Source organism: Haliea atlantica (assembly GCF_054779855.1).
On the sequence record NZ_BAAGXL010000003.1, the window covers coordinates 682,406 to 697,463 of the forward strand.

Below are 15,058 nucleotides of genomic sequence, written 5' to 3' on the forward strand. Positions count from 1 at the left end.
ACTACAGGTTGACCCAGCTACTCAGCGCCCGCAGGCGGAAAGTCTGCCCGCGGAAATCCAGCACCACCGCATCGGGCAGAATCTCCACCACGCTGACACCGGCGGCCACGGACTCGCCAACCCCGGCTTCCCGCCGGTTGATGGTCACCCTGCCCGGCGCGTCGCTGCGGTAGTCGTGGCGCAGGTACATCAAGGTCGGCAGTGCGTCCTTGAAGGCCTGCGGCAAACTTTCCAAAAGTGGTGAGGAATGCTCCTCAAGCTGTTGATTCTGAAGTGCCTGTTCCGCCTGACGCACCATGGCTTCAATGTCCACGGGTGGCGAATCGACGGCCGTATCCGGCTGACGCCGGGCGGGGCCAGCCGTCGAACTTGACGCGGTCTCGTCGACGGACGACGGCAGGCCACCCCCGACGGCGGCATGGTCATGCGCGGGACGTGCCGCCTGCGGGTTTTTGTACAACGCGGCAATCTCCGCGCCAGGTGCCGCCCCTGGCGGGAGCTTCGCCGCTGGAAGCGTCTCTGCGAGTGCATCTGCCGCCACTGTTGCCGCCGGCGCCTCCGCCTCGGGCAGAGACAGCTGGGCAGTGGTCTCCGGGCCCGCCGCAGTGGCGGGGGCAGCGACCCTGTCCGTCCCCCCGGGGATTGCCCGCGTGGAGTCACCGCCAGGGAACAGAAACAGCCAGCCGAAAAACAGCCCCACGGCCAACACAACAACAAGAATAAGTACCGGTACGTATTTCTGCACAAAAAAGGCGGGGCCCGTCTTTCGCGACACCGGTGTCGCGGCATCCAGGCCCGGCACCTGGCCGTCGTCTTGCCGCTGCTCCCGACGTGAACGCTGCAAGGCCTCCAGCAGCAGCGACATCAGCTACCCCCCAGGCGGCGATGCCAGTCTTCAGGGCCAGTGGGCGGCTGCAATCGCGTCTGCAGCCGTAGCAGGGTGCGTTCGCCCGCCCAGCCATCGGCCTCAAGGCCTTCGCTCTCCTGGAACCAGCGCACCCGCTGTGCCAGGGCCGGCGTGTAGGTCCGATCCGCCAGGGGCCGGGACTGGCCATCGAGGGCGGCAAAGCGCCGCGCCACCTCGGCCACTGCCTCGCCCTCGCTGCCCGGCCCCAGGGGCTGCTCAACGTGCGCGGGGGGCCGCCAGAGCAGGGCGTAGGCGCCGTTCCAGTGTTCGGCCAGTTGCGTCAGGGGCACCCGCGCCACGCCATCCGGTGTCCACAGCCGCGCCAGGTCGCCCTCCGCCCCCAACCAGACGCCGGAGGCCAGGTAGCCCCGGTCGGTGCGCAGGGTCAGTAGCGCAGGCCATGTACCCTCGGGAAGCCCCCGCCAGCTGTCGCTTCTGTCACTCAGGCAACTCACCGGCTGGGTGAGCCCACCGCTGCGACACAAGCTGTCCAGGTCGGCGGGTAGCGCCGCCACCTCGGTGATCGGAACCAGGGCCCGCCAGGCGCGGCGCAGGGCCTCTGCGGGGGGCAGCATCCAGGCCGGCGCTTCCCCGTCACCTGCCTCAGCGTCAGGCGCCCTGACAGCGGGGCCCGAGCGCGCTGCGGCGACGGCCGGAGTTGGTGCCGGGCGACCGCCTTCACCGCGCGCGACTGACGCGTCCCCCCGGGCATCCGGCCCGCCGTCAAGCAGGCCGCCGGCAGCCCCCCCGTCGCGGGCCAGCCATCCCCCTAGCGAGGCCGCAACGAGCACGACGGCGGCCGTCAGCGCGAGCCAGGGAACCAGGCGGCGCGGCGGCGCGGCGCCACCTCCCTCCGTGCCCAGCACCTCGCGCGCGGCCTGGTCCAGCAGGCGCCGGCTGGCGCGGGCCTCGCCGCGACCGTAGGCTCCCAGCAGCGCCCGGTCGCAGAGCAGGTTGATCAAGCGCGGAATGCCCCCGCTGAGACGATGCACCCGGGCGGCTACCGCCGGCGGGAACAGCTCCCGATCGGCGGGCAGCCCGGCCACCTCCAGCCGGTGGCGGATGTAGGCGCGGGTTTCCCCCGCGTCCAGGGGCGTGAGGTTGAAGCGGGCGGTGATGCGCTGGTTGAGCTGGCGCAGCTCCGGACGGCGCAGCAGCTCCGCCAACTCCGGCTGCCCCACGAGGATAATCTGCAGCAGCTTCTCCTCGTGGGTTTCCAGGTTGGTCAGCAGGCGAATCTGCTCCAGCACCGGCAGGCCCAGGTGCTGTGCCTCGTCGATCAGCAGTACCGTGCGCCGCCCGCGGGCATGATTCTCGAGCAGAAAGCGATGCAGACTGTCGGTCAGCTCCTTCAGGGTGCTGGCGTGGCCGCGGTGGGCAATCTCCAGCTGGTCACAGACCGCGGCCAGCAGCTCCGGGGCATCCAGCGCCGGGTTGAGGACCATGGCGACGTCGGTGTGCTCGGGCAGCTGCTCCAGCAGGCAGCGGGTCAGCGTGGTCTTGCCGGTTCCCACCTCGCCGGTGAGCAGGATGAACCCCCCGCTGCCGACCCCGTAGAGCAGGTGCGCCAGGGCCTCGCGGTGGCGCGCCCCCATGAACAGGTAGCGCGGATTGACGGCGATGGAAAAGGGGGTTTCGCTGAGCCCGAAGTAGTGCTGGTACACGGATCAGGGGCACTTGTAGGCAGTGTAGTTGCCGGTCCCCTCGCTGATCGACTCCCGCACGACGGCATTACCCTGCATGTCGAGGGCGCGACTGCGGGCCAGGTTGTCCAGTTCCACGCGAATCTTGTTCTCGCCGCGGGGCAGGCCCATGACCTTCCAGGCAACCTGGGTGGTGATGTTGCCCAGGCGCTGGCAATTGGCGACCTCGTGGGCCTCGCGCAGGGGAATGGCGCGGGCCTCGTCGGATATCTTGACCCAGGTGCACCCGGGGAGCAGCAGCGCCAGCCCCACCAGGGCCAGCGTAGGGCGATAGACAGGCTGAAACATGGCGACCTCCTTGTAATCGGCGAGAGCATAGCACAGGGGCATGACAGCGCCGAGACAGCGCGGCGGGTGGCCCGGCCGCGCGCATCAAGGCCGTTCAAGCCGCGTCTAGTGTTGCTGGGCGCCCCCCGCCCCCACCGGTACCCGGATGCTGTCGACCAGCACCTGCACCGAGGCCGGCGGCGGCGCGGTCACCCGGGATACCGACAGCGCCACGGCAAAATTCAACGCCGCGCCGATTACGCCGAAGGCGTTCGGCTCGATGCCGAAGAACCAGTTGGCGGGCAGCCCCCCGAGGAATTCCGTGCCGGGAATGAACAGCAGACCCTTGTGCTGGAACACGTAGAACAGCGTGACCCCGATGCCCGCCAGCATGCCGGCAATGGCGCCCTCCCGGGTCACCCGGGCGGAAAAGATCCCCATCATCAGGGCCGGGAACAGGGAGGCGGCGGCGAGGCCAAAGGCCAGGGCGACGGTGCCCGCGGCAAAGCCCGGCGGATGCAGGCCGAGGTAGCCGGCGCCGAGCACCGCCAGCGCCATCGCCGTGCGGCTGGCCGCCAGCTCCTGACGCTCGGTGATACGCGGCATCAACATGCCCTTGAGCAGGTCGTGGGAGATCGCCGAGGCGATCGCCAGCAACAGCCCCGCCGCGGTGGACAGCGCCGCCGCCAGCCCCCCTGCCGCCACCAGGGCAATCACCCAGTTCGGCAAGCGGGCAATCTCCGGGTTGGCCAGCACGATGATGTCGCGGTCCAGGGTCACCAGTTCATTGACCTCGGGGTCGGCGTGGTACTCGATGCGCCCGTCGCCGTCGCGGTCGTCCACGCCGAGCAAGCCGGTGGCCTCCCAGGTGCGGAACCATTCGGGTCGCTCCTCGTAGACCAGGTGCTGGCCCGGCTGCGGCTCCAGGGTCTGCATCAGGTTGAGACGCGCCATGGCCCCCACCGCCGGTGCGGTAGTGTAGAGCACGGCGATGAACAACAGCGCCCAGCCGGCGGAGGAGCGCGCGTCGCGCACGTGGGGCACGGTGAAAAAGCGGATGATGACGTGGGGCAGCCCCGCGGTGCCCAACATCAGGGTCAGGGTAAAGGCGAACATGTTCAGCGTGCTGAGGCGCTCGTGGGTGGTGTACTCGGCGAAACCGAGGTCGACCACGATGGCGTCCAGCTTGTCCAGCAGCCAGGTATCCTCGCCGGCCAGGGTGCTGCCAAGACCGAGCTGCGGCACCGGGTTGCCGGTCAGCTGCAGGCTGATGAAGATCGCCGGAATGGTGAAGGCAGTGATCAGCACACAATACTGGGCAATCTGGGTGTAGGTGATGCCCCTCATGCCCCCGAGCACCGCGTAGAAAAACACGATGCCCATGCCGGTGAGCAGGCCGGTGGCGTAGTCCACCTCGAGAAAGCGCGAGAAGGCCACGCCGATGCCCTTCATCTGGCCGATGACGTAGGTCACCGAGCAGATCACCAGGCAGAACACCGCCACCGCGCGGGCCAGGCGCGAGTAGTAGCGGTCGCCGATGAATTCCGGCACCGTGAACTTGCCGTACTTGCGCAGGTAGGGGGCCAGCAGCAGGGCCAGGATCACGAAGCCGCCGGTCCAGCCCATCAGGAAGACCGAGCCGCCGTAGCCCATGAAGGCAATCATGCCGGCCATCGAGATGAAGGAGGCGGCGGACATCCAGTCGGCGGCGGTGGCCATGCCATTGGCCACCGGGTGCACGCCGCCGCCGGCAACGTAGAAGTCGCGAGTGGAGCCGGCCCGGGACCAGATGGCAATGCCGACATAGAGCAGGAAGCTGGCGCCCACCACCAGGTAGGTCAGGGTACGAAGATCCACGCCGTCAGTCCTCCTCGTCGAGGCCGAACTTGCGATCGAGCACCGCCATGCGCCAGGTGTAGATGAAGATCAGCAGCACAAAGACGTAGATCGCGCCCTGCTGGGCAAACCAGAAGCCCAGCTTGTAGCCGCCGAGGCGGAACTGGTTGAGCCAGTCCACCAGCAGGATGCCGCAGCCGAAACTGACGGCGAACCAGATCGGCAAAAGCGTGCCGATCAGGATCAGGTTGTGGTGCCAGTAGGCCCGCCCATCGCGGACCTCCAGGGTCGACTCCGGTTTGTCGCTTACCATCATACTGTGCGCTCCTTGTTATCTTATGGCTGGCGCGCTTTGCGTTTGCGGGGACGGCGCCCCGCCGCTCAGGGCGCCGGGGGCACCTGCCGGCGCCGCTGTACCGCCCCGGCGAGCTCCTCCAGCATCAGGGCCGTATCCCCCCAGCCGATGCAGGGATCGGTAATGCTCTGGCCGTAGGTCAGGGACTGACCCGCCACCACGTCCTGGCGGCCCGCCACCAGGTTGCTTTCGATCATCAGGCCGAAAATGTCGCGATTGCCCCGCGCCACCTGGTTGGCCAGATCGCGGATCACGTCCACCTGGCGCTCCGGACGCTTGCGGCTGTTGGCGTGGCTGGCGTCCACCATCAGGCGCGGGGAGAGCCCCGCCTTCTTCAACATGGCGGAAGCGTCCTCGACCGAGAACATGTCGTAGTTGGGGTGCTTGCCCCCGCGCAGAATGATGTGGCAGTCCTCGTTGCCGCGGGTCTGGAAGATCGCGGAGTGGCCCTGCTTGGTCACCGAGAGGAAATGGTGCGGCTGGGACGCCGACTTGATGGCGTCGATGGCCACCTGGATATCGCCGTCGGTGGCGTTCTTGAAGCCCACCGGGCAGGACAGGCCGGAGGCGAGTTCGCGGTGGGTCTGGCTCTCTGTTGTGCGCGCACCGATCGCCCCCCAGGACACCAGGTCGGCGACATACTGCGGGCTGATCAGGTCGAGGTATTCGGTGCCCGCGGGCAGGCCCATGTCGCCCAGGTCCGCCAGCAACTGCCGCGCCAGGCGCAGGCCCTTGTTGATCTGGAAGGTGTTGTTCAGGTCCGGGTCGTTGATCAGGCCTTTCCAGCCCACGGTGGTACGCGGCTTTTCGAAGTAGACCCGCATCACCACAAAGACGTCGTTCGCCACCTGCCGGGCTGCCTCCACCAGGCGGGCACCGTACTCCCGGGCCGCGCCGGGGTCGTGGATGGAACAGGGCCCGACCACCGCCAGCAGGCGGTCGTCCTCGCCGGTGAGAATGCGGTGGATGGTCTGGCGCGCGCTGGACACGGTGTCGGCCGCCGTATCACTGACGGCAATTTCCCCGATCAGCTCGCTGGGGGCGATGAGTTCGTTGATGGTCTGGATCCGCAGATCGTCGGTACTGGTCATGGTCTACTCAATGAATTCCGGTCAAGCCGTTCAATATATCACCCGTTGCCGGGGAATTGCAGGCGCGCGGGCCCGCCGGCTGTTCCCGAACCCGGCGCGACGGGTATCCTCGGGCCTCGACACGGAACCGACAGAGAGCCCCGCCATGCACGACACCGACATCGCCCGCCAGCTGGCCACCCAGTACGCCCTCTTCGTGGACAACCGCGAGTTCGCGCGCATGGCCGAGATCATGCTGGCGGATTTCACCCAGCAGGGGCCGGGCTTTGCCGCCGACAGCCGGGAAGTATTCATCGCCAACCTGGAGTTCCTGCGCAACTACAGCGAGACCTTCCACCTGATCGGCAACCAGTACGGCGAGTGGCAGGGGGACAGCTACCGCGGGGAAACCTGGTGTGTCGCCTCACACCTCTATGAAAAGGATGGCCAGGGGCGCAAGCTGGACATGGGCATCCGCTACCAGGACGACATCGTCGCCGTGGATGGCGAATACCGCTACCGCTCCCGCGACCTGAAGGTGGTCTTCACCCAGGATCTGCCCCTGCAGGGCTGAGCCCGGCAGTCAGATCCGCCGGGCGATCCACGTCCCGCAGCACCCCCGGGTCAACCACGGGCAAGCGGCGGCAGGCAGCGCCCGCGGCATCGACCAGGGCCCGGGCACCGCGGTCCCCCTGCAGCTGCTGCAGCATCGGGAACCAGTGGCGGTGAAAGGCCACCGGGTGGCCGCGCTGACCCGCGTGCAGCGGCACCACGATACCGCCGGGCTCGAGGGCGGCCACCAGGTGTTCCAGTGTCTGCGGCTGCACCCAGGGCATGTCGGCCAGGGCCACCAGCAGGCCCTGCCAGTGTCCGGGCAGCTGCGCCACGCCCTCGGCCAGCGACCGCCCCATGCCACCGTCGGCCCCGGGACACACCAGGCGCTCCCCCGGCTCGAAGCAGTCGTCAACCCTCGCGTCGCCGGGGCGCAGGCAGACCCGCAAGGGCAGCTTCGCCGCGCGCAGCGTCAACAGGGTCTGTTGCAACAGGGGGCGCCCACCGGGCAGGCACGCCAGCCGCTTGTCACTGCCAAAACGGCGGCTGCGACCCGCCGCCAGCAGCAGGATGCCGACGGTCACGCCGGCCGCCGGCGCAGACGCACCAGCTCGGCGAGAATGGCAACGGCGATCTCCATCGGCGTCTTGCTGCCGATGTCCAGCCCCACCGGCGCATGCAGGGCGCTCAGTTGAGTCTCGCTCAGGCCCAGCTGGCGCAGGCGCTCGAGGCGCTTCTCGGTGGTGCGGCGCGAGCCCAGCGCCCCCACGTACCAGGCGGCGCCGGTCAGCGCCTCCATCAGGGCCATGTCGTCGATGCGCGGGTCGTGGGTCAGGGTGATCACCAGGCTGTGGGCATCGCTGGCCTCGGCGCGAATGACATCGTCCGGCATGCCACCCAGCAGGGGAACCTCGGGCCCCGCCCACTGTGCCCGGACATGCTCCCGCGGGTCGGTCACCAGCACTTCGTAGTCCATGGCCAGGGCCAGCTCCGCCAGGGTCTGGCTGAGCTGGCCGGCGCCCACCAGCAGCATGCGCTGGCGCGGGCCGAAGGTCTGGCGCAGCACATCGCCATCCCAGGCCAGCGGGGCGAAGTGCTCCGCCGGGCGCCAGTCGGTGTGGTTGGCCCCCACCGAGACTTCACGCAGCAGGCAGCGCCGCTCCGCCATGGCCGACAGAGCCGCGCGCAGCCAGGCGCCGTCGCGGTCGGGGCCCAGGGGCTGCACCAGCACCTGCAGGCGGCCGCCGCAGGGCAGGCCCAGGCGCTCGTTCTCCTCGGCGCTGACACCGTATTCGACCACCGCGGCAGTGTCCGGCAGACGCCCCTCCCGCAGGCGCTCCAGCAGGTCATCCTCGATACAGCCCCCGGAGAGGGAACCGACCTGCCCGCCGGCGCTGTCACAGGCCAGCAGTGTGCCGGGGGGGCGCGGCGCGGAACCGGTGCCGGCGACAATGGTACACAGCCAGACCCGGCGGTCCGCCGCCGCCAGCCAGCCCAGCGCGGCTTCGAGCACGGCCTGGTCGAGGGTCTGCATCACGGCGCCGCCCAGTGTTGATCGAGCAGGCCACCGATGGTGTTGGGGACCACCAGGTGCGCCGCATACCAGGTGTGCAGGCAGCGAATGCGCTGAAAATCGGCAATGCCACCAATGCCCCGTCCGCTGAGTACATCCAGAAAGCCCAGGCGCGCCATTTCCGCGCGAAGGTCGTGGTCCAGGTAGCTGTCACGCAATGCGATGTGCGCGCGGTGATCCTCGGCCATGGCGGCTTGCAGTGCCGGCTCCGCATCGACCCGAGCCTGGAACTCGGCAATCAGCCCGCCCGCCTCGACCTGGTCGATGCGGTAGTTGAGGGCGCCATCCACCAGCCAGAACAGGGTGGGAAAGGGCTTGCCGGCCACCAGGGAGGCCACGCGGATCACCTGCGGCTCGCCGAGCTCGTCGCTGACGGCAATCGCCTCCAGCCCCCGGGGCTCACGCCCCAGCAGTTCCGCCACCCGTTGTCGCTGCGCCGCTGTTACCGCCATCGTCCCTTCCCGTGTAAATCGGCGAAATTCTACGGAAAAAGCCCCGCCGGGGACAGCCGCGGCCCTGGCCGGGCTGCCGGGCCGTATCGCCAGCCCCACCGCAGCCGCCTGGACAATAGATTGACAGCCCGTCGCCCAGGGCCTAGAGTGCGCGCCGTGCCAGGTGCCCACCGCCGCTGCAGACGTCTTGCGGCTGGGTGGGTTAAATGGGAAGTGTGGTGAGGCCTTCGCGCCGATGCCACCGCTGCCCCCGCAACGGTAGACAGCGCCAGTCGCTGTGAGCCCGATACCTGCCTGTCACCAGCAACGATGGAGCGGAGGGCTTCATTGAAGGTTGCCTGATGCCGCTCGCGCATTGTGTTCCCTGAATCCCCTCCCTCAGTCGCCACCCCTTGACTGGCTATTGAGGTTACTCATGAGATCAGCTTCCACCCGCGGCGCCCTGGCGCTGTGCACCCTGCTCCCCCTGTCCGTCCAGGCCCAGCCCCTCGAGGAAGTCATTGTCACCTCCTCCCGCGTGCCCATGCCGGCGCGGGAAATCGGCACCTCGGTCTCGGTCATCAATGCCGCGGAAATTCGCAGCCTGGGCTTCAACAGCCTGCAGGATATCCTGCGCACCCAACCCTCGGTGGCGGTGAGCAACAACGGCGGTGCCGGCAAGATTTCCTCCCTGCGCATTCGCGGCGAGGAGGGCTATCGCACCCGGGTGCTGATCGACGGCATCGACGTATCCGACACCACCGCGCCGCAGTTTGGCCCGCGGGTGGAGCAGCTGCTCAGCAGCGGTATCCAGCGGGTGGAAATCCTGCGCGGGCCCCAGGGCCTGATGTACGGCGCCGACGCCGGCGGCATCGTCAATATCAGCACCCGCACGCCGGGCGAGGGCCTGCGCGGTGACGTCAGCGCCGAGGCCGGCCGCTACGGCACCCGCCAGTACAGCGCCAACCTGAGCGGCGGCAACGCGCTGGTCGATGGCAGCCTGTCCCTGACCGACCTCGAGAGCGACGGTTTCAACGCGCGCCTGGATGACCGCGATCCCGCCGACGACGACGGCTACGACAACACCACCGCCCACGGCCGCCTGGGCTGGAATGCCGGCGAACGGCTGCGCCTGGAGCTGGTGGCGCGGGACGTGGAGGGCGACAGCCAGTACGACGACTGTTTCAACCCGATTACCTATGGCAGCACCAACAGCTGCCGCGACGAGTACCAGCAGCAGGCCTGGCGCGGCGCCGCCCTCTGGCGCGGGGAAACCCTCAATCACGAACTGGCCTGGAGCCGCAGCGACACCGAGCGCGCCACTTTCAGCGATGGCCTGGCCGGCTTCGCCACCGAGGGCAGTCTCAGCCGCTGGAGCTACCTGGGCAGCTATGCGCCCAATGAGTCCCTGCAGCTGGTCTACGGCGCCGAGCACGAAAGCGCGGAACTCGACGACGGCAGCTTCGATACCGAGCGCGACCAGACCGGCTATTTCCTCGAGTACCAGGGCAGCCTCGACCAGCGCCTGTTCTTCACCGCCGGCGCGCGCCACGATGACAACGAGGACTTCGGCGAGCACACCACCTGGCGCGTCAGCGGCGCCTGGGTCATTCCCCTGCAGCAGCACGAGCTGAAGCTGAAGGCCACCCGCGGCACCGGCTTCCGCGCCCCCTCCCTCTACGAGATCGCCTACAACCGCAGCTTCGCCTTTGCGCCGGCTGCGGATGTGGTGTTGCAGGAGGAGCGCAGTGCCGGCCACGACCTCGGCGTTGCCTTCCAGAGCGCCGGCGGCGTGTACCTGGAGGCAGTCTGGTTCGACCAGGACGTCGAAAACGAAATCTACTTTGACCTGGTGGACTACTCCGGCTACCTCCAGGGCCGCGGCGACACCCGCTCCCGGGGCGTGGAACTGATTGCCGACATTCCCCTGGGCGAGCGCCTCAGCCTGTCCGGCAACCTCACCTGGAACGACACCGAGAACGCCGAGGGCGACGATCGCACCTACCGGCCCCGGCAGCTGGCCAACCTGAGCCTGCGCTGGCAGTCCCCCGGAGAGCGCCTTAACCTGGGCCTGCACCTGCGCGCGGCGCGGGACGCCCAGGAGTTCGACGGCCGCGCCCTGGACGACTACGAAGTACTGTCCCTGAACGCCCGCTTCAACCTGCTGCCCCGCCTGGAGCTCTTTGGACGGCTCGAGAACCTGCTCGACGAGGACTACCAGGAAGTCCCTGGCTACCGCAGCAGCGGTCAGGCACTCTACGCGGGCATCCGCTACCACTTCCAGGAGTGAACCATGAGTGACAGCCCCGAGACCCGCAAGGACGCGCGCCACAAACGCGCCATGGAAAAACAGAAGAGCCGGGTCGACGCCAGCATCGCCCGCGCCGACACCGAGCGCGGCGTGGCCATCCTGCTCACCGGCAACGGCAAGGGCAAGTCCAGCTCGGCCTTCGGCATGGTCATGCGCGCCCTCGGCTACGGCTACCGGGTCGGCGTGGTCCAGTTCATCAAGGGGGAGCAGCTCTCCGGCGAGGAAATCTACCTGCGTGATCATTGCCCGCAGGTGGATTTTCATCAGATGGGCACCGGCTTTACCTGGGACACCCAGGATCGCAGCGGCGACATTGCCGCGGCCCGGTCAACCTGGGAAAAGGCCCGCGCGATGCTCGACGACCCCGCCTACCACCTGGTCGTGCTCGACGAACTGACCTACATGCTGGCCTTCGATTACCTGCCGGAGGAGGAGGTCCTCGCGGCCATTGCCGGCAGGCCAGCGGAGCAGAGCGTGGTGGTCACCGGCCGCGGCGGCGGCAGCGCCCTGCAGGATCTCATGGATACCGTCTCCGAAGTGAGGGATATCAAGCATGCCTTCAACAGCGGCATCAAGGCCCGGCGGGGCGTTGACTACTAGGGTCGACCGCCGGCCACAGCTGGCGCAGCGCCTGCTCTTGGCGCTGGCCCTGATCCTGCCCCTGAGCATGCTGCTGGCACTCGGCAGCGGCGCGGTCACCCTCGCACCGGGGGAAGCCTGGGCCGCCCTGCTCGGCCAGGCGGACGCCCAGGCCAACCTGATCGTGCAACAGCTGCGCCTGCCCCGGGTGCTGCTCGCCGCCATTACCGGGGCCACCCTGGCGGTCAGTGGCGCCGCCATGCAGGGGCTGTTCCGCAATCCGCTGGCCGATCCCTCGCTGATTGGCGTCACCGCCGGCGCCTCCCTCGGCGCCTCCCTGTTGATTGTGCTCGGCGGCGGACTGCTGCCGGGCCTGCCCGGGCTCACCCTGATTTCCCTGGCCGCCTTCGCCGGCGGCGCCCTGGCGGTACTGGTGGTCTATCGCCTGGCCAGCAGCGAAACCGGCACCTCGGTGGCCACCATGTTGCTGGCGGGCATTGCCATCACCTCCCTCGCCGGGGCCGCCGGCAGTCTGCTGGAATTCCTCGCCGACAATGAACACCTGCGCCGCATCAGCCTGTGGAAGATGGGCGGCCTGGACGGCGCCACCTTCTCCCGCCTGGGCGTCGCGGCGGTCGTCGGCGGTGCGCTGCTGATCGCCCTGCCCCGCTATGCCACGGTGCTCAATACCCTGTTGCTGGGGGAGTCCGAGGCACGCCACCTGGGCATCGATGTGGAGCGGCGCCAGCGCGGCATCATCCTGTGGGTGGCCGTCGGCGTCGGCACCTCGGTCGCCATGGTCGGTACCATCGCCTTTGTCGGCCTGGTGGTGCCGCACCTGGTACGCCTGCTGATCGGTCCCGACCACCGGGTGCTGCTGCCGGCCTCGGCCCTGGCCGGGGCGATACTGCTGGTGCTGGCCGACAGCCTGGCGCGAGTCGCGCTGGCGCCCACCGAGCTGCCGGTAGGGATCATCACCGCCATGGTCGGGGTTCCCTTCTTCATCTCCCTGCTGCGCCAGCGGCGGCATTTCGGCATGACGCCGTGAGCCTGTTGCAGCTGGACAACATCGCCGCCGCCCCCTGGGGCGAGCCGGTGCTGGCGGACATCAGCCTGAGCCTGCCCGCGGGGCGCGTGCTCGCCGTCCTCGGCGGCAACGGCGCCGGCAAGTCCTCCCTGCTGCGCCTGGTCGCCGGGGATATTGCCGCCAGCCGCGGCCGCGCCAGCTTCGCCGGGCAGGCACTGGGCGACTGGCCGCGCCGGCAGCTGGCCACCCGTCTCGCCTGCCTGCCGCAGTTTTCCAGCCTCAGCTTTCCCTTCAGCGTCGAGGAAGTGGTGCTGCTCGGCCGCACCCCCCACAGCAGCGGTCGCCAGCAGGACCGGCTGATCGCGCAGCAGGCGATGCAGGCGACCGACACCCTGGGCCTGCGCCATCGCCTCTACACCCAGCTGTCCGGGGGCGAGCGCCAACGGGTGCAGCTGGCGCGGGTGATGGCGCAGATCCTCGACCGCTGCGACCAGGGCTGCCTGCTGCTCCTGGACGAACCCACCACCGCCCTGGACCTGAACCATCAGCAGCAGCTGCAGGCCACGGTAGCCGACCTCGCTGGCCGGGGCTGCGCGGTGCTGCTGGTGGTCCACGATGTCAATCTGGCCGCCGCCATGGCCGACCAGTTGCTGGTGCTGGATCGCGGCCGCTGCGCCGCCCAGGGCAGCCCCGGGGAGGTGCTCACCCCGGCCCTCTTCCGCGACCTGTTCCACGCCGACGTGCTGATCGGGGAACATCCCGACGGCGGCCGCCCACTGGTGATCAGCCGGTGACGCCGCGAGGGCCAGCGAGCCCCCTGCGCCGCCTCCTGTGCCTGCTGCTGGCGAGCCTGCTGGCACCGGCCCTCGGGGCGGCCCCGGTCACCGTGGAAGATGCCCTGGGCCGGCGGGTCACGCTGGATGAACCGGCGCGACGCATTGTCGCCCTGGCACCGCACATCGTGGAAAACCTCTTTACCGCCGGTGCCGGCGCAAAGCTGGTGGGCGTGGTGAGCTACAGCGACTGGCCCGAGGCCGCGCGCGGCATCCCCCGGGTCGGCTCCTTCAATGCCTTCAGCCTGGAGCAGATCGCGGCGCTGTCACCCGACCTGGTGGTCATGTGGGGCTCCGGCAACGGGTCGCGGGCGCTGGAAAAACTGCAGCGGCTGGGACTGCCGGTCTATGTCAGCGAGCTGCGGCAGCTGGCGGACATTCCGCGGGACATCCGCCGCCTGGGGGAGCTGGCCGCGACCAGCGCCGTGGCCGACGCCGAAGCCGCGCGGCTGGAGGCCGGTTTTCGCCAGCTGGCCGAGCGCTACCGCGGCCGCAGGCGCCTGCCGGTGTTCTACCAGATCTGGCACGAACCCCTGCAGACGGTCAGCGGCGAGCACCTGATCAGTGAAGTGATCGACCTGTGCGGTGGCGAGAACCTGTTTGCCGACGCCCGCGGCCTGGCGCCGCGGGTCAGCCTGGAAGCGGTGCTGGCGGCAAACCCCCGGGCGATCATCGCCGGGGGCATGGACAACCAGCGCCCGGAGTGGCTGGCGTTCTGGCGGCGCTTCCCCGCACTGACGGCGGTGCGCCGGGAGGCCCTGATCGCCGTACACCCGGACCTGCTGCAGCGGCCCACCGCGCGCCTGCTGGCCGGGGCCCGGGAACTCTGTAGCGCCCTCGACGCGGTGCGCGCGGGCGACTGAGGCGGGCTCAGTTCTGCGACTGGCTGCCTTTCTGCGCCTCTTCCAGTCCCTTGAGGAATTCGCCCATCTTGCGCCCGGCCTCCTCCGGGCTCATGTCTTCGATGCCCTCGAACTCCTTGCCCGCCTCGGCCCAGCGCGCCTCCATCTGCCGCGCCGCGCGCTCACTGGCGATATTGGAGAAGATCATCAGCACCGCCAGGATACCAAACACGATCTGCGCCGTGCGGCGCGGGCGCCCGTGGACCGAGACACTGGCCTCGATCAGCAGGAAGGCGCCCCAGGCGATGGCGATGATCGTGCCCAGGTAGGGCACGATGGCCAGCAGGGCGGTGATCGGGTAAATCGCGGCTATCGACGCCTGGCAGCGGAAGGCGGTCTCGTAGTTTTCCTCCGAGCCCATCAGCTTCCAGATCACGAACAGAATGGCCGCGCCGATGAAGGCACCGATGACGGCGAAGATCGGCATGATGATGATGGCACCCAGGCCCGCCGCCAGCATGCCGACGGGGGAGCCGAAGAGCGAGACCACGGCGCTCACCAGCCCCATGATGGCCCCCATCACCGCGACAAAAATCACCGGGTTGGCGTAGCCACCCGATTTCGGCATGGTCTGGAAATACCCCACCGGGTTGGTAATCACCGATTTGGCCTGTTCCACCACCTGCCCGATGTCAAACCTGGCTGCGTCACTCATGGCACTCCCCTCTTGCTCATTATGATTAATCCCGGCCTTGAGGATAGTACGGCTGGC

General features: G+C 68.9%; 16 protein-coding genes and 1 riboswitch. Of the genes, 6 read left to right on the top strand and 10 right to left on the bottom strand.

The genetic code is table 11. The features are described from left to right. Position 1: 1 nt before the first annotated feature. From ACYVGS_RS03185 to ACYVGS_RS03210, 6 genes are all read right to left on the bottom strand, one after another. Positions 2 to 865 carry a general secretion pathway protein GspB gene (locus tag ACYVGS_RS03185; RefSeq protein ID WP_460587187.1) on the bottom strand — a complete coding sequence of 288 codons (864 nt, stop codon included), beginning with the start codon at positions 863 to 865 and terminating at the stop codon, positions 2 to 4. Further along, positions 865 to 2,571: an AAA family ATPase gene (locus ACYVGS_RS03190; RefSeq protein ID WP_460587188.1), complete on the bottom strand. Its 1,707-nt coding sequence runs from the start codon at positions 2,569 to 2,571 to the stop codon at positions 865 to 867. The genes ACYVGS_RS03185 and ACYVGS_RS03190 overlap by 1 nt, the downstream gene beginning before the upstream one ends. Before the next feature lie 3 nt (positions 2,572 to 2,574). Then, complete coding sequence (locus ACYVGS_RS03195) at positions 2,575 to 2,898, bottom strand: DUF4156 domain-containing protein (RefSeq protein WP_460587189.1); 324 nt, start codon at positions 2,896 to 2,898, stop codon at positions 2,575 to 2,577. Positions 2,899 to 3,003: 105 nt separating this feature from the next. Then, entirely contained in the window at positions 3,004 to 4,734 is a 1,731-nt protein-coding gene (locus ACYVGS_RS03200; protein WP_460587190.1) for a sodium:solute symporter family protein, read from the bottom strand. Positions 4,735 to 4,738: 4 nt separating this feature from the next. Continuing rightward, complete coding sequence (locus ACYVGS_RS03205) at positions 4,739 to 5,029, bottom strand: DUF4212 domain-containing protein (RefSeq protein ID WP_460587191.1); 291 nt, start codon at positions 5,027 to 5,029, stop codon at positions 4,739 to 4,741. 65 nt (positions 5,030 to 5,094) lie between these two features. Beyond that, positions 5,095 to 6,159 carry a 3-deoxy-7-phosphoheptulonate synthase gene (locus tag ACYVGS_RS03210; RefSeq protein ID WP_460587192.1) on the bottom strand — a complete coding sequence of 355 codons (1,065 nt, stop codon included), beginning with the start codon at positions 6,157 to 6,159 and terminating at the stop codon, positions 5,095 to 5,097. Positions 6,160 to 6,304: 145 nt separating this feature from the next. On the opposite strand from ACYVGS_RS03210, the gene ACYVGS_RS03215 reads away from it, so the two are divergent. Then, positions 6,305 to 6,712: a nuclear transport factor 2 family protein gene (locus ACYVGS_RS03215; RefSeq protein WP_460587193.1), complete on the top strand. Its 408-nt coding sequence runs from the start codon at positions 6,305 to 6,307 to the stop codon at positions 6,710 to 6,712. On the opposite strand, the gene ACYVGS_RS03220 is transcribed toward ACYVGS_RS03215, so the two are convergent. From ACYVGS_RS03220 to ACYVGS_RS03230, 3 genes are read right to left on the bottom strand one after another with little or no spacing between them, the layout of a single operon-like run. Beyond that, positions 6,684 to 7,274 carry a nucleotidyltransferase family protein gene (locus ACYVGS_RS03220; protein WP_460587194.1) on the bottom strand — a complete coding sequence of 197 codons (591 nt, stop codon included), beginning with the start codon at positions 7,272 to 7,274 and terminating at the stop codon, positions 6,684 to 6,686. The genes ACYVGS_RS03215 and ACYVGS_RS03220 overlap by 29 nt on opposite strands. Then, positions 7,271 to 8,224, bottom strand: a complete 954-nt coding sequence (locus tag ACYVGS_RS03225) for an XdhC family protein (RefSeq protein WP_460587195.1) — start codon at positions 8,222 to 8,224, stop codon at positions 7,271 to 7,273. Before ACYVGS_RS03225 ends, ACYVGS_RS03220 begins: the two co-directional genes overlap by 4 nt. After that, positions 8,224 to 8,715, bottom strand: coding sequence for a DUF501 domain-containing protein (locus tag ACYVGS_RS03230; protein WP_460587196.1), 492 nt, complete (start codon positions 8,713 to 8,715; stop codon positions 8,224 to 8,226). The genes ACYVGS_RS03225 and ACYVGS_RS03230 overlap by 1 nt, the downstream gene beginning before the upstream one ends. Positions 8,716 to 8,859: 144 nt before the next feature. Beyond that, a riboswitch (cobalamin riboswitch) is annotated at positions 8,860 to 9,027 on the top strand. A 103-nt stretch (positions 9,028 to 9,130) separates the two neighbouring features. Here ACYVGS_RS03230 and ACYVGS_RS03235 point away from each other — a divergent pair. The 5 genes from ACYVGS_RS03235 (at position 9,131) to ACYVGS_RS03255 (ending at position 14,307) form a co-directional block, all read left to right on the top strand. Next, on the top strand, positions 9,131 to 10,984 hold the full coding sequence (locus ACYVGS_RS03235) for a TonB-dependent receptor plug domain-containing protein (protein ID WP_460587197.1): 1,854 nt from the start codon (positions 9,131 to 9,133) through the stop codon (positions 10,982 to 10,984). Positions 10,985 to 10,987: 3 nt separating this feature from the next. Further along, a complete protein-coding gene (gene cobO, locus ACYVGS_RS03240; RefSeq protein ID WP_460587198.1) occupies positions 10,988 to 11,605 on the top strand; it encodes a cob(I)yrinic acid a,c-diamide adenosyltransferase in 618 nt (205 codons plus the stop codon). Positions 11,606 to 11,672: 67 nt separating this feature from the next. Further along, positions 11,673 to 12,632 carry a FecCD family ABC transporter permease gene (locus tag ACYVGS_RS03245; protein ID WP_460587586.1) on the top strand — a complete coding sequence of 320 codons (960 nt, stop codon included), beginning with the start codon at positions 11,673 to 11,675 and terminating at the stop codon, positions 12,630 to 12,632. After that, the gene (locus ACYVGS_RS03250; RefSeq protein WP_460587199.1) at positions 12,629 to 13,405 is read left to right on the top strand and encodes a heme ABC transporter ATP-binding protein; all 777 of its coding nucleotides are present in this window, start codon (positions 12,629 to 12,631) and stop codon (positions 13,403 to 13,405) included. Before ACYVGS_RS03245 ends, ACYVGS_RS03250 begins: the two co-directional genes overlap by 4 nt. Further along, positions 13,402 to 14,307, top strand: a complete 906-nt coding sequence (locus ACYVGS_RS03255) for a cobalamin-binding protein (protein WP_460587200.1) — start codon at positions 13,402 to 13,404, stop codon at positions 14,305 to 14,307. Before ACYVGS_RS03250 ends, ACYVGS_RS03255 begins: the two co-directional genes overlap by 4 nt. Before the next feature lie 7 nt (positions 14,308 to 14,314). Here ACYVGS_RS03255 and ACYVGS_RS03260 read toward each other — a convergent pair whose 3' ends face one another. Next, on the bottom strand, positions 14,315 to 15,001 hold the full coding sequence (locus ACYVGS_RS03260) for a YIP1 family protein (protein ID WP_460587201.1): 687 nt from the start codon (positions 14,999 to 15,001) through the stop codon (positions 14,315 to 14,317). Positions 15,002 to 15,058 lie beyond the last annotated feature (57 nt).

Excerpts from the sequence above, each read along its gene's own strand:
- ACYVGS_RS03215 (WP_460587193.1), top strand. The coding sequence starts at position 6,305 with ATGCACGACACCGACATCGCCCGCCAGCTGGCCACCCAGTACGCCCTC.
- ACYVGS_RS03230 (WP_460587196.1), bottom strand. The coding sequence starts at position 8,715 with ATGGCGGTAACAGCGGCGCAGCGACAACGGGTGGCGGAACTGCTGGGG.
- ACYVGS_RS03260 (WP_460587201.1), bottom strand. The coding sequence starts at position 15,001 with ATGAGTGACGCAGCCAGGTTTGACATCGGGCAGGTGGTGGAACAGGCC.
- ACYVGS_RS03225 (WP_460587195.1), bottom strand. The coding sequence starts at position 8,224 with ATGCAGACCCTCGACCAGGCCGTGCTCGAAGCCGCGCTGGGCTGGCTG.
- ACYVGS_RS03210 (WP_460587192.1), bottom strand. The coding sequence starts at position 6,159 with ATGACCAGTACCGACGATCTGCGGATCCAGACCATCAACGAACTCATC.
- ACYVGS_RS03205 (WP_460587191.1), bottom strand. The coding sequence starts at position 5,029 with ATGATGGTAAGCGACAAACCGGAGTCGACCCTGGAGGTCCGCGATGGG.
- ACYVGS_RS03245 (WP_460587586.1), top strand. The coding sequence starts at position 11,673 with ATGCTGCTGGCACTCGGCAGCGGCGCGGTCACCCTCGCACCGGGGGAA.
- ACYVGS_RS03195 (WP_460587189.1), bottom strand. The coding sequence starts at position 2,898 with ATGTTTCAGCCTGTCTATCGCCCTACGCTGGCCCTGGTGGGGCTGGCG.
- ACYVGS_RS03185 (WP_460587187.1), bottom strand. The coding sequence starts at position 865 with ATGTCGCTGCTGCTGGAGGCCTTGCAGCGTTCACGTCGGGAGCAGCGG.
- cobO (WP_460587198.1), top strand. The coding sequence starts at position 10,988 with ATGAGTGACAGCCCCGAGACCCGCAAGGACGCGCGCCACAAACGCGCC.
- ACYVGS_RS03235 (WP_460587197.1), top strand. The coding sequence starts at position 9,131 with ATGAGATCAGCTTCCACCCGCGGCGCCCTGGCGCTGTGCACCCTGCTC.